13 protein-coding genes and 1 pseudogene are annotated in these 12909 nt (G+C 38.0%); 7 read left to right on the top strand and 7 right to left on the bottom strand.

The annotated features are described in order from the left end of the window. The first annotated feature begins 40 nt into the window (after positions 1–40). From AC1M83_RS07530 to AC1M83_RS07520, 3 genes are all read left to right on the top strand, one after another. Positions 41–988, top strand: coding sequence for an RsiV family protein (locus AC1M83_RS07530; protein WP_035265380.1), 948 nt, complete (start codon positions 41–43; stop codon positions 986–988). Positions 989–995: 7 nt separating this feature from the next. Further along, complete coding sequence (locus AC1M83_RS07525) at positions 996–1829, top strand: TatD family hydrolase (RefSeq protein ID WP_481590402.1); 834 nt, start codon at positions 996–998, stop codon at positions 1827–1829. 67 nt (positions 1830–1896) lie between these two features. Continuing rightward, positions 1897–2670: a tRNA threonylcarbamoyladenosine dehydratase gene (locus AC1M83_RS07520; RefSeq protein WP_481590363.1), complete on the top strand. Its 774-nt coding sequence runs from the start codon at positions 1897–1899 to the stop codon at positions 2668–2670. Between the two features lie 55 nt (positions 2671–2725). On the opposite strand, the gene dusA is transcribed toward AC1M83_RS07520, so the two are convergent. After that, complete coding sequence (gene dusA, locus AC1M83_RS07515) at positions 2726–3736, bottom strand: tRNA dihydrouridine(20/20a) synthase DusA (protein WP_481590362.1); 1011 nt, start codon at positions 3734–3736, stop codon at positions 2726–2728. A 192-nt stretch (positions 3737–3928) separates the two neighbouring features. Here dusA and AC1M83_RS07510 point away from each other — a divergent pair, with 192 nt between their 5' ends. After that, complete coding sequence (locus AC1M83_RS07510) at positions 3929–4195, top strand: hypothetical protein (protein WP_481590401.1); 267 nt, start codon at positions 3929–3931, stop codon at positions 4193–4195. A 126-nt stretch (positions 4196–4321) separates the two neighbouring features. Continuing rightward, a complete protein-coding gene (locus tag AC1M83_RS07505) occupies positions 4322–4687 on the top strand; it encodes a hypothetical protein (RefSeq protein ID WP_481590361.1) in 366 nt (121 codons plus the stop codon). A 184-nt stretch (positions 4688–4871) separates the two neighbouring features. Here AC1M83_RS07505 and AC1M83_RS07500 read toward each other — a convergent pair. The 5 genes and pseudogenes from AC1M83_RS07500 to AC1M83_RS07480 form a co-directional block, all read right to left on the bottom strand. Further along, positions 4872–5584 (bottom strand): annotated as a pseudogene (locus AC1M83_RS07500) (IS5 family transposase). Between the two features lie 249 nt (positions 5585–5833). After that, entirely contained in the window at positions 5834–6313 is a 480-nt protein-coding gene (locus AC1M83_RS07495; RefSeq protein ID WP_481590360.1) for a GFA family protein, read from the bottom strand. 153 nt (positions 6314–6466) lie between these two features. Then, entirely contained in the window at positions 6467–7636 is a 1170-nt protein-coding gene (locus AC1M83_RS07490) for a zinc-binding dehydrogenase (protein WP_481590359.1), read from the bottom strand. A gap of 153 nt (positions 7637–7789) precedes the next feature. After that, positions 7790–8992, bottom strand: a complete 1203-nt coding sequence (locus tag AC1M83_RS07485; protein ID WP_481590358.1) for an MFS transporter — start codon at positions 8990–8992, stop codon at positions 7790–7792. Then, positions 8985–9437, bottom strand: coding sequence for a RidA family protein (locus tag AC1M83_RS07480; RefSeq protein ID WP_481590357.1), 453 nt, complete (start codon positions 9435–9437; stop codon positions 8985–8987). Before AC1M83_RS07480 ends, AC1M83_RS07485 begins: the two co-directional genes overlap by 8 nt. 66 nt (positions 9438–9503) lie before the next feature. Between AC1M83_RS07480 and soxR the strand changes: the two genes are divergently transcribed. Next, the gene (gene soxR, locus AC1M83_RS07475; RefSeq protein ID WP_035265311.1) at positions 9504–10004 is read left to right on the top strand and encodes a redox-sensitive transcriptional activator SoxR; all 501 of its coding nucleotides are present in this window, start codon (positions 9504–9506) and stop codon (positions 10002–10004) included. Between the two features lie 53 nt (positions 10005–10057). On the opposite strand, the gene AC1M83_RS07470 is transcribed toward soxR, so the two are convergent. After that, positions 10058–10981, bottom strand: coding sequence for a DMT family transporter (locus tag AC1M83_RS07470; RefSeq protein ID WP_481590356.1), 924 nt, complete (start codon positions 10979–10981; stop codon positions 10058–10060). A gap of 798 nt (positions 10982–11779) precedes the next feature. Here AC1M83_RS07470 and AC1M83_RS07465 point away from each other — a divergent pair. Beyond that, positions 11780–12907 (top strand): Re/Si-specific NAD(P)(+) transhydrogenase subunit alpha, encoded by a 1128-nt coding sequence (locus AC1M83_RS07465; RefSeq protein WP_481590355.1) that lies wholly within the window; start codon positions 11780–11782, stop codon positions 12905–12907. Positions 12908–12909 lie beyond the last annotated feature (2 nt).

The following is a 12909-nucleotide window of genomic DNA, read 5'->3' as shown; positions in this document are numbered from 1 at the left end:
AAATCAATGATAAATGACCGTTTCTCCTCAAGGTTGTGAGATGTTAAAAAATAAAATAGTTTGGACTGTATCTGTACTTACTGCCGCAATTACGCTGAGCGCATGTCAGCCAAAAGGGGACGGGCCTAAAGAGTCACCTGACACTCAAACTCAAGCAGCATCGGAAGTTCAGATACTCGTGCTTCAGGGTGAAACTGAAAAAGTGCCTGTTCGGTTGGTAGAATGTGATGGTAACAATTGTCCAGAAATTTCAATTGATCGATTGAGAACGAATCAATTTGTGTTAGATGGCTTAATTGATCAAGCGATTATCAAAAATTTACAAGAAACGCTAGAGTTGTTCGAACCTGAGCAGACGCTGCCTAAAGACAAAGATACTCAAGCCGCAAGTGAAGTTGTTGAATATAAAACTGCAGCGCAGTTACTTGCAGAGCAGATTCAGCCCTATATTGATAACTTTGTGGGTTTAGATAAAGAGTTAAAGCACTTGGGGGTTGGACATCAAATTAGTTTGAGTATTAGTCCTAAAATTTTAAATTCACAAGGACCACTTGCAACCGTCGTATTGAATACGAGTAACTATTTAGGAGGTGCACATGGTTCTTCTTCACAAACTTACTTTAATTTTGATTTGAAACAGCAGAAACAAGTGTCACTAGATCAAATTTTAGTGAAAGACCAAAAGAATAAATTAAATCAATTGGCCCATGATGAATTTAAAAAATGGGTCATAGATTCGCAGTTAGCAGATAACGTTGAAGAGTATGAAGAGGCTTGGAAATTTAAACTCACTGATAATTATTATTTGGGTAAAAAGGGTTTAATTCTTCAATACGGTGAATATGAAATTGGTCCTTATGTGGTGGGTTTGCCAAGACTTACGATTCCTTATGAAAAGCTACAGGGTGTGATTAAACCTGAAATGCTGGAGGCTGTTCATCCTTCGGTTCAAGTTGCTGTACCTCAAGCTGCAGGTGAAGCAAAATAACATGTCCATGCCACGTTTGTTTGATACGCATACGCACTTTGATGTAGAAGATTTTGACTTCGATCGTGAGCAACTTGCGTATCAGGCTAAACAGAAGGGAGTGGATGCCCTTGTACTGATTGGGTTTCAACACCAACGCTTTCATACATTGATTGAAACACACCATTGGTTAAATGGTTTAGATCAGGCACCGAGGAGTTATCTCGCTCCTGGTCTACATCCTTTTTATATCGAACAACATCAGCCTCATCATCTAGACGATCTAAAAAAAATTCTTGAAGTACAACAATGCATCGCCGTTGGAGAAATTGGTTTAGATACTTTTCTCAAGCAACATAAGCAGTCGGAAGTTTTCGCTAAGCAACAGGATTTTTTTGCGCAACAAGTCGATTTGGCTCAACAATTTAAGCTTCCTGTGCTGTTACATATTCGTAAATCTCATGCTGAAGCATTAAGGCTGTTAAAAGCAAAGCAATTTGTTCACGGTGGTATCGCCCACGCATTCAGTGGAGGGATAGAAGAAGCGAAGGCATTTATTCAACTTGGATTTAAGTTAGGGGTCACGGGACAGATTACCAATCCCAATGCTAAAAAATTACACCAAACAGTTCAGTATGTTGGTATTGAACATCTGGTCATTGAAACAGACTGTCCTGATATGACGCCATTATGTTGTCAAGCTTCAACTGAACACCGTACCCGTAATACCCCACAGAATTTAATTTATGTTTTAGAAGGTTTGGCACATAGTTTAAATACAAAAGTCGAAGACATTGCGCAACGTGTTTGGGAGAATAGTGTGTCTGCACTCAACCTAAAAAATGAACTGAAATTGTCGTGAGTTCAAAACTCTCTATTCCTCCGAAGTTTTGCTAAAATACGCCTTTTCCAAATAGTGTTAGAGCAATATGACTGACTTAGTTCATGATGATGAATATGAACGCCGTTTTACGGGTGTAGCCAAAATTTATGGTGAAGAAAATTTTCAGCATTATGAAAACAGTCATGTCATGGTGATTGGTATTGGCGGTGTTGGCTCTTGGGCTGTCGAAGCTTTGGCTAGAACAGGTTTGGGCGAGGTAACACTAGTTGATATGGATTCTGTTGCAGCGTCAAATATTAATCGTCAGTTACCTGCGATGACATCAACATTAGGTCATGAAAAAATTGAAGTGATGGCAGAGCGTTGTCGCCAAATTAATCCACGTATAAAAATCAATTTAATTGATGATTATCTAACGCCTGAAAATGTAACGGAGATTTTGAGTTCAAATCCAGATGTTGTGTTGGATTGCATTGATGATGTCAAAGCAAAACTCGCATTGATGCTACATTGTCGTTTCAATAAAGTCCCTTTGATTGTATCTGGTGGTGCTGGTGGTAAATTAGATCCACTCAAAATTCGGGTCGCAGATTTGTCAAAAACAGAATACGACCCAATGCTGGCAAAATTAAGAAGTCAGTTACGCTCAAAAGGTATCTGTAAAAAGCCGAAAGAGAAGTTCGGTATCACCTGTATTTATTCGGTGGATAATCCTTTTTCGAATGCTGATATTTGTGCGAGTGCTGGGTTAAGATGTGGTGGTTATGGTTCAGCCGTGGTGGTGACATCAAGTTTTGCAATGGTAGCAGTGGCTGAAGTGTTAAAACGATTAGATTCGATTCAAGCAAAACAAGCCTAAAAGTGATTATCAAAAAAGGTCTCTATCAAGAGACCTTTTTAATGATGAAATTGGTTTATTCAGCATTGATTTTTAAGCTTTCTTGTTCAGCATGTCTTTGAATGGCTTGTTGCATACCGATTAAGGCATTTTCAATATCTTTTAATGTTTTCGCGTTACCCCCACTCAGGGCTTGTCGCCATTTTCGTGCACCAGGAAGGTTTTGAAATAAGCCTAAAATATGACGTGTAATCACTGAAAGTGGCGCACCATCAGCTAAACGTTTTGCAATATATGGCATCATCTCCTGCATGATCTCAAAACGATCAGGTGCTGACAAACTCCATAATTGTCCTAGTTCAGCCAGTAGATAAGGATTGTGATAAGCCTCGCGACCAATCATGACACCATCCACATGTTGTAAGTGTTGTTGAGTTTCAGCAAATGTTTTGATCCCACCGTTGATTTCGATCAATAGTTCTGGGCGATCTTGCTTTAAGCGATAAACATCTTCATAACGTAAAGGCGGAATGTCCCGATTTTCTTTCGGTGACAAACCTTGTAGTAAAGCAATGCGTGCATGCACGATAAAATTTTGACATCCCGTTTTTGCAACGGTATCGACAAAATGCAGCATCTCCTCATAAGATTGCATATCATCGATGCCGATTCGGTGTTTTACCGTGACGGGAATATCAACTGCATTTTGCATTTCAGCAATACATTCAGCAACCAGCTCAGGCTCAGCCATGAGGCAAGCACCAATTTTATTGTTTTGAACGCGATCACTAGGACAACCAACATTCAAATTGATTTCATCATAGCCCCAATCTTGAGCCATTTTAGAGCAGGTTGCGAGGTCTTTAGGATTTGATCCACCAAGCTGTAACACAATAGGGTGTTCTTCTTTGCTGTAATCTAAATGACGGGCTGCATCGCCAAATAAAATTGCGCCTGTGGTTACCATCTCGGTGTACATGATGATATTTGGATTGAATAGACGTGCAAAAAAGCGGTAATCACGGGTCGTCCAATCCATCATTGGGGCGACGGAAATTCGAGGCTGTAAGGATTGGATATAAGACATGGTGAAACCTAGATTGAGTAAATCGTGAAAAGCTCGGCATCTTACCATAATTTAAAAAATGGTTCATTGAGGAGGGGCATGAAACACTTGATAATTCAGGTAATATTAGACAGATACGCCCAGAATTTAATAATGGAACTAAAACACATTATTTATTTGATAAGAATGGGTAATATACTGGGAAATGGTGATATGAAAATATTTTTATCAGATGTACAACAAGTATTCAGCGGCTTATTGACCCATAAAATCAGTCGAGAGGAAGCTGAAGAGTGGGCAAGAATAAGGATGAATGCGCTTGACCATAATGAATTGTTTTTTGATCCTCCTACTGAAGAGAAGCTTCTATGGAAAGCAATAATTTATTTGAGTGGTGTAGCTTTAAAAATATCACCTGAGGAATATATGGAAGATGATGATGGTATCAAAGAGATGTTTAATACTTATTGGTCAAAGTGATGTGGCGTCATGTATTAAACTGGACGGTATATTTAGCCAGACTTTGAGGAAGTTTAATACACTGCTTTATCGAATAGATAAAGGATGTGTGGATATGGGCTATGAAGCCAAATGTGGGTTTTCAAAATGATGAGTGGTTTTAAAAACCCAGGAGACTTTTTACTCATTTTGGCTTATTTTTTTATTTTTCAGGCTACATTGACTCTCTTTGGTTGGCAATTAAAAGAGAAAAGAGAAAAGATATTGAACTGGAGTATTGTAATTGGCTCGCTTCCATTTGTACTCAGTATTGAATTGTTGTTTGATCACTATCAGAATTCATTTTTTGGGGAACTAACATTAATTCTCACTTATTTTTGTATATGTTTTGCTTTAAATACATTTTTTTGGATATTTAGTTTTTTATTTAAATTAAATCTACTTAAAATTAGATGGTATTTTTTTTCTTATATCAATGTTATAGGCGGTTGGATATTTTCAATATTAATTTAAATATTATCAGAAGCTTTGGCTTTTTTTATATAAATCTTTTTATATGAATAAATCTTTATTATAGGAAATATAATTTTTTATTTTAATTGATTTGAATCAGGCGGTTATGAATTATTGTTTGCAACAAAGCCTCTTGGTTATTATATTTTTTTGCTTGGTATAAATATTAGGGTTCTTTCATAAATCATTTTTTACTCAGTTCTAAATTATAAACCCCTGCGATTAAACTGAATCTTAATCCCAATCTTTTGCCACGGTTGCGATATCGCTCAGCAAGGATTTTGAAGGTCTTCAAAGTTCCAAATACATGCTCAATCCCAATTCTTCTTTTATTGATTTCTTGATTGTAAACTTTTAGCTCAGGATCTAGTTTACAGCGCTTTTTTGCTTTTAATGGCAATAGACTATTTGGATACACCGTATAAATCCCTTGATAACCTTTATCAGCAAGAATAAAGCACCTTTAGGAATCTGATTCAAGTTGCGTTTGAAAAGCTCAAAATCATGTACTGCACCACGACTCGTGCATAAACTTAGAACTTGCTGTGTTCTATAATGGATAATGGCCTGAACTTTAAAAGTATGTGCCTTCTTCTTGCCACTATAGCTTTTCTTCTGTTTTTTAGGTCTTTGTATTGGAATTTCTGTGGCATCTACGATCACCACATTCCAGTCGATACCTTCGCCTTCAGGCAAGCTCTTGGGTAAATTAAATAGATTGGACTTGATCAGGCAATCCTCTACGTGGCGGACGATTCTTGAAGCAGTAGGCTCTGACACACCATAACTGGTTGCGACATGAAACAATGTTCGATATTCACGCCAATAACTTAAGCACAGCAGGATTTGATCTTCTACACTTAACTTAGATGGTCTACCTTTAGCAGGTACAAGCATTTTTAGCTGTTCCGCCATTAAATCAAAGGTTGACCATGAGATGCCTGTATATCGCTTAAACTGTGTTTCAGAAAGCTTCTTTGAGTCGATGTATTTCATTCGCAAATTATGTATGAATATTTAAAATTATTCGGTACAAATAATCAGCAAAGGATAGATCTTTTTTTGATTTATGAAAGAGATATAATTTAAATTTTTCAATCATTGGTTTAAAAAGTGTTCAAGTGAAGTCATATTTTATTGATGATTTTATTTTAGAATTCTATTAGCTAATCCTTCAAGAATAAACTTAGCTGCTTGAGTTTGACTCTGGATAAAACCATTATATTTTGGCAAATCATCAGCTACATCTTGCACACGACGATGGTAAAAAATATGCATATTTTCAGGGGGAACTTGCGAGAAGTCTTTTAAGTTCCATTTAGGAATAAATACCAACTGATCTAATATTCCAAATTCAATAGAAGGGGAATGACATTGTTTGCATATCCCACGACGGATATTGGGTGGTGACTTCAAACGTTTAAAAGTAGTCTGTTCAATATTCAAATCATAAACATCTTGTTTTAGAAATACCAAAACATCGGAAAATGTCTTACCTGTATATTCTTGGCAAACTTGGCAGTGACAAATAAAATGTGCGATGGGTGCATGAGAAAAGCGAAAAGTATTTGCGCCACAAGAACAACTTGCTTCAACATTGAAAGGCATGTGATTTAAATTTGACATAAAACTTCCTTGTTTAAGATCTATTCATAGATGAAATTAAAAATTTAAAGTTCGATTGAGTATCATGCAGGATGAATAAGGGACTCTGATGAACTTTGAATCTTCTAGTTAAAATTCGATGAGCACTGATATCGTATAGGAATTAAAGAATACCTAAAGTGCACTGATATCAGATCCGATCTTTTTGGGGTCTACCAAAATTTTAGCGTGTTGTTCAGGATCACCTAAGGCTTGAAAAGCATCTTTAACTCCTGCAAGACCTACAACGCCTGTTATCAGAGAAGAACAATCAATTTGACCTTCAGCGATCATATGGAGCGCATCTCTGAACTCAAGTGGCGTATAACCAATCACAAACTGGATTTCGATTTCTTTGTTTAAAGCCAAAGCGGGTTCGATGCTGTCGGATTGCATACATACACCCACACCGATAATTTTAGAAAATAATGGCGCACCGTTAATAATCTGTTGAAGGATGCCTGGCATCCCGACACATTCAAAAATCACAGGACGTTTGGGTAAAGCACCTAATTTGTCAGCCACACGCCACGCATGCCACCATGGAATATGCATAGACTGAATCTTTTCAAAAATACCGATTCCATAGTTAATCGCTTCAGAAGCATCACCCAATAAACCGTATTCTTTCCAACTCTCAAAAGGCGAGGATTGTTTAGGATCAAGGACGACATCTGCGCCACAAAGTTGAGCCAGCCGACGGCGATTTGGTGAAAAGTCACTGGCAATAATTTTTTTCACACCAATCGCTTTGAGCATTAAAATGACACCTAAGCCTACTGGACCACAACCAATAACAATTGCGGGTTCTGATTTCTTTATTCTGCTCCGACGTACTGCATGTAAAGCAACTGCCATTGGCTCGGTCATTGCCGCAAGACCGGGATGTAATCCATTTGGCACTGCAAACATGAGTTGAGATTGCACTAAGATTTGTTCGGCATAACCACCAGAAGCTTGAGGGGAAAGACCAGTCGCTTGATAACCCCACTGATCAACTTTCAATAGTGGCATCGCACAAACTAAGGTATCTGTTTTAAATTTTTTTCTAGTTTTAGGACCATAATCTAGAACACGACCGCAAAATTCATGCCCCATGACAAAACGGTCTGTTGACTTTGCAACACCTTTTAGACCCACTTTAGCCGTAAGTTCATGCATGTGGTCACAACTATGTTGCATATGTAAATCACTGCCACAAATACCACATCGCACAACTTCTAATAAAGTTTGTCCTTGTGATGGTGTTAGATGGCTGACATCTTCAAGTGTTAATTCATTTTGATGACATACAACTGCTTTCATTCTTGTTCACGAATATTTTTTATAATGATAGTGAACAGTGTGTGTGATTACGCACAAGAGATACACAGCTTTAGAGGACTGAATGATGACTGCAGAGGTTAAATTGTTGAAAAAGCCTCCATTTATAGAGGCTTAACATGCATATTTTATGAGTTAACTGAGTTGGGTTTGATGATAACGTTGATCCACTAGCGTGAATAGTGCCGTACAACTGACCAGAATTAATCCTACGATACACGCCATTGCCCATCCACCATGATCCCAAGCATAAATTCCTAGCGCGGAACCACTTGCGCCACCAATGAAATAGCTGGTCATATAAAGTGAATTTACACGTGATTTAGCATCCGGTCTTAAATTAAAAATCACATTCTGGTTGCTACTATGCACCAATGCTAGGCCGAGATTCATCAGTCCAAAACCGATGATATAGCAACTTAAATAGAATGCACCTAAATAAAGGAATATCCATGCGCTACCTAGGATTAAAATGCCAAACCAAGTGATTTGTTTGACGTAACCACGGTCGGCGATCTTACCAATTTTCTTGGTGGACAAGGCGCCAAATACGCCAACCAAAGTGACTAAACCCACCATGACATCTTCAAGAGAAAAAGAGGATTTAAGTAAAATAGAAATGGTGGAGAAGAGGATGCTCATCGTTGCAAATGCAAAGGCACCAATGATTGAGCGATAGATTAAACGAGGCTCTTCTTTAAGTAGCAGCCCCATGGATTTAAACACAGCAAAATAACTAATTTTAGAGCTAGGAATATAAGGCAGACGAATATTAAGTACCACAGCGACCATTAACATCAAAATTCCACTGACGATATAAATGAGCTGCCAATTAAATAAGTTGGATAACAAACCAGCTAAACTGGTCGAAATCAAAATACCGACCAATAATCCGCTCATCAGTAACCCGACGACTTCGCCTGTTCGTTCTGGTCGAACCGCCATCGTGGCAAACGGAATCAAAATTTGTGCTGCAACCGAGAAAAGGCCAGTGATAATTGTGCCAGCCCATAACATATAAAGGTTGAGCGAAAAAGCACAAATAAATAATCCCACTGCTGCAAAGAACATTAAAAATGGGATTAATTTCGTTTTATTGAGAATATCACCAAGTGGTACGATAAAAAGTAGTCCGACAGCATAAGAGACTTGAGCCAAAGTAACAGTTAATGCCACATCTGTTGCAGGGGCATTAAAGTAAAGTTGAACAGAGTGAATTAAGGGCTGCGAATAATAATTAGCGCCTGCACAAATACCACAAGCAATGGCCATCAACCAAAGTAAAGCAGTGTCATTCGTGATGTCTTTTTTATTTAAATCGTCAAGATCGTTATACATGAATAAATGGCTCAGTGGATGAGGAGCAGTAAGCTGTGGCTTCGATTTCAATTTGCATGGCGTCTAATGCCAAGCGAGACACAGGGATTAGTGTGCATGCTGGGAAATTTTGATCTTTCCATATTGTATTCATTTTCAGATTTAACAGGTGATGTTTTTGTTGGTCAAAATTGACAATCAAAACGCTTAGAACAGCAATATTATAAAAGTCGATATGTGCATAGCTGAGAGCAATTTTGAGATTTTCGAAGACTTGGTTGAGTTGTTCTGAATAATCAGTGGAATAATGTCCTTCGGCATTTTCACTACCTTGACCTGATATATGAACGACTGTGTTGAAGTGTTTGACCTCACAGATGTGGCTATATCCAAGTTGCCTTGGAGAATAAAGCTGAGGCGGATTTTTAGTGGTTAAACTAAACGTTGGCTTATTTGGTTTTGTCATTCTATCTTCTCTGCATTAAGCTTAGAAAAGAATTATGAAAGCTCAACTTAACTTGAGGTCAAGAGCATGGAAGAACAAAAATTACAACAGTGGCTCAGTATAGGCGCGTTAGCTGCTCGAAGTGGTGTATCGGTCGCAGCACTCAGATTTTATGAAGACAAAGCTCTTATTTGGAGTGTGCGGACGGAAGGAAATCAACGGCGATATCCACGATATATGCTGAGAAGGATTGCCATCATCAAAGTGGCACAGCAGGTTGGGATTTCACTCTCTGAAGTGAAGCAAGCATTTAACATACTCCCTAAGAATAAAACCGCGACTAAATCAGATTGGACCGCATTATCGAGTGCATGGCAAAAAATTTTAGATCAAAAAATCTTAAATATGCTTCAACTTCGTCAACAACTGGATTGGTGCATTGGTTGTGGGTGCTTATCTTTAACTGAATGCCCACTAAGAAATGAAAATGATCAAATGGGGTCTACATCGTCGGGTTCCCACTTTGTTCCACTCGACATTAAATTTGACGATGATCAAGGGAAAATAGAAATTCACTATGAAGACTAAGTTTCATCGTGAAGCATTATTTTGAAATTTGAACTGTGAGGTTAATGTTGTCTTTATTTCAGTTTAGTTTTGGAAAGCGTAATCATCATCACACCCAATATATTCAGCGCACAACCAAACCATTGAATCATATTCATTGATTCCCCTAAAAAGATAGTTGCCAATATAATGGTCAGAATTGGACCAAGTGAACCAATCATGGCTGTTTGAGAAGCACCTAAACGAGCAATACTTTGCGCAATGAGAATAGTTGGAATCACCGTTACCCCAATACCTAATGCAACACCATATCCGATTATTTCTATAGGTTGTTGAAGGATATTGGATATAGGACTTGGCTCAGCAATAAAGTAGTGAAGAATCGTCCCTAAGCAGGCGATAGACATTGCTAAGCCCGTAAAATTCCACGATCCAAATTTTTGGATTAATTTTGGAGTCATCAATAGATAACTCGCAAAGCAAATCGCGCTTGCGAAAACTAAACTCACACCTAGCCAAAAATTACTTTCATGAGGCATATTGCTTTGTTCTTGGAGCATCACCATAAGCGTGCCGCCATAACTTAGTCCAATTGCAAAAATAGTCTTCAGTGAAAGAGGATGTTTGAAAATTACACTTGATGCAATTACTGTCATGGTAGGATATAGAAATAGGATAATACGCTCCAAAGAGGCACTGATGTACATCAGACTCATAAAATCGAGCCAACTTGAAAAATAATATCCAATCAAACCAGCAACGAGGAGTAGGGCCCAATCCTGCGCTGAAAATCCACGATTACGGTGTCGGTTCAACCAACAAATAAAAAGAAAAACGGGTAAGGCACTGAGCATCCTTAAGGCAACCAGCAATGTTGCATCAACATCTTCAGAAACTGCATAAGCTTGTTTGATTAAGATCGCTTTACTACTAAACAAGAATGCTGCCAACAGCGCACATAAACTCCCTAACTGAGTGGGAGTCAGCTTAAGTACCATAAATGTTAAAAATCAATTTTTAAGTAATGGAAGTATAAGCCAATCTTCATTGTAAGCTCTAAAATTCAATCTCTAATTTTCGCTAAATCACCTACCTAGCGACATAAGAAGTTTTGATTTTTTGTTTAAATGCATCATTGTGGTGCGTAATATGAAAAAAACAGTGGTCTATCAACCCAAAAAATACATCAAAAAAATATTTCAAATTTTTTTTGCACGGTTTGTAAGCATTCTTTTCAAGAATCTGTCATCTTGTATTTCATCTTTAAGCCAAAATCTAAGCCCAATGTGTAAACCTAGATTTATCTAAATTTTGTCTTATTTATAATTTTTAAGAATGTCGTGAGAATTTGAATCGATTAGTCTGATTTTTTGTCAATTCGGCAAATTGAGATTTATGAGAATGAAAGAAGCAACTAAAATTGTGACATGCACGGCGCTTTAACACAATCAAAAGGGATAAAAAGAAAGCTAAAAAATGTCAGAATGATCAAAGCTTAATAAAGTCAAGCTCCCTATACTGACGATAAATTAGAAAAAAGTTTCTTTTTTGTTAAAAAATGGATCGAAAATTGAACGAATCTGGAACTATTTTTTATGAAAATGATAGATCAAATACCATGAAATTTTGTGATGATTGTGAATCATGAGTTCAAAATGAGGGTATTTATTAAATAAATATTGGGTGGTAATTTAAAAAAGTTCAATTAGAATCCAAAAAATTCACATGAATACATCCAGGGGTATATCGCAGGAATGCGATATCTACTTTAAGAAAAATTAGCTTGAGGAATGCTCATGCAGATCGGAATCCCTACCGAAACTGTAGTTGGTGAAAGTCGTGTAGCTGCGACACCAGAAACAGTAAAGAAGTTAATTGGTGCTGGTCACAGTGTCGTTATCCAACGTAATGCAGGTGTTAAAGCTGCTTATATTGATAGTGCTTATGAACAGGTTGGTGCAAAAATTGTTGATGATGCTTATACCGGCAGTCACTTGGTTTTAAAAGTTCGCGCACCTAAAGGCGAAGAAATACAAAAATTAGCCCCAAACACCACAGTGGTTGCGATGTTTGATCCGTACCGTAATACAGAACTTGATCAATTCGCTGCTCAGCAAGTGTCTGCATTTGCACTTGAGTTATTACCACGTACGTTATCTCGTGCCCAAAATATGGACGTGTTGTCATCACAAGCAAACTTGGCAGGTTATAAATCTGTGCTTCTTGCGGCGGCAGAGTACCAACGTATGTTCCCAATGTTAATGACAGCGGCGGGTACGGTTAAACCAGCTCGTGTAGTCATTATGGGTGTTGGTGTAGCAGGCTTACAAGCGATTGCAACAGCCAAACGTTTAGGTGCTATTGTTGAAGCGACAGACTTACGTCCAACAGCCAAAGATCAAGTTGAATCTTTAGGCGGTAAATGGTTAGACGTACCAATGTCAGCAGAAGAGCAAGCGCGTGCCGATGAAGCTGCAAAAAATGGTTATGGTTGGATGCCTGGTGAACAATATATTAAAGACCAAGCTGCAATTGTAGACAAAGCGGTATCGAATGCTGACATCGTGATCACGACGGCGCTTTTACCAGGTCGTGATGCACCGCGCTTAATTAAAGCTGAAACAGTTGCCAAAATGAAACCAGGTTCAGTCATCCTCGATATGGCAGTTGAAACTGGCGGTAACGTTGAAGGCTCAAAATGCGGTGAAACTGTTGTGACTGATAATGGCGTGAAAATTTTGGGTATTCCAAATATTCCAGCGACCGTTTCTACAGAAGCTTCAGCGCTATATGCACGTAACGTTTATAACTTTGTTGAAACGCTTTTTGATCAAGATAAAAACTACAGCATTAATCAAGAAGATGAAATCCAAAAAGCATTGCTTGTCACTCATGGTGGTCAAGTGCTGTTGAAGCGTGGTTAAGG

Source organism: Acinetobacter sp. 25-47-130 (assembly GCF_056779705.1).
Note: the sequence above shows the minus strand (reverse complement) of the source record. Positions and strands in the feature narration are given on the sequence as shown.

Bases quoted from the DNA above. Each gene is read 5' to 3' on its own strand.
- AC1M83_RS07505 (WP_481590361.1), top strand. From the start codon at position 4,322: ATGATGAGTGGTTTTAAAAACCCAGGAGACTTTTTACTCATTTTGGCT.
- AC1M83_RS07530 (WP_035265380.1), top strand. From the start codon at position 41: ATGTTAAAAAATAAAATAGTTTGGACTGTATCTGTACTTACTGCCGCA.
- AC1M83_RS07525 (WP_481590402.1), top strand. From the start codon at position 996: ATGCCACGTTTGTTTGATACGCATACGCACTTTGATGTAGAAGATTTT.
- AC1M83_RS07470 (WP_481590356.1), bottom strand. From the start codon at position 10,981: ATGGTACTTAAGCTGACTCCCACTCAGTTAGGGAGTTTATGTGCGCTG.
- AC1M83_RS07465 (WP_481590355.1), top strand. From the start codon at position 11,780: ATGCAGATCGGAATCCCTACCGAAACTGTAGTTGGTGAAAGTCGTGTA.
- soxR (WP_035265311.1), top strand. From the start codon at position 9,504: ATGGAAGAACAAAAATTACAACAGTGGCTCAGTATAGGCGCGTTAGCT.
- dusA (WP_481590362.1), bottom strand. From the start codon at position 3,736: ATGTCTTATATCCAATCCTTACAGCCTCGAATTTCCGTCGCCCCAATG.
- AC1M83_RS07480 (WP_481590357.1), bottom strand. From the start codon at position 9,437: ATGACAAAACCAAATAAGCCAACGTTTAGTTTAACCACTAAAAATCCG.
- AC1M83_RS07490 (WP_481590359.1), bottom strand. From the start codon at position 7,636: ATGAAAGCAGTTGTATGTCATCAAAATGAATTAACACTTGAAGATGTC.
- AC1M83_RS07510 (WP_481590401.1), top strand. From the start codon at position 3,929: ATGAAAATATTTTTATCAGATGTACAACAAGTATTCAGCGGCTTATTG.
- AC1M83_RS07495 (WP_481590360.1), bottom strand. From the start codon at position 6,313: ATGTCAAATTTAAATCACATGCCTTTCAATGTTGAAGCAAGTTGTTCT.
- AC1M83_RS07520 (WP_481590363.1), top strand. From the start codon at position 1,897: ATGACTGACTTAGTTCATGATGATGAATATGAACGCCGTTTTACGGGT.
- AC1M83_RS07485 (WP_481590358.1), bottom strand. From the start codon at position 8,992: ATGTATAACGATCTTGACGATTTAAATAAAAAAGACATCACGAATGAC.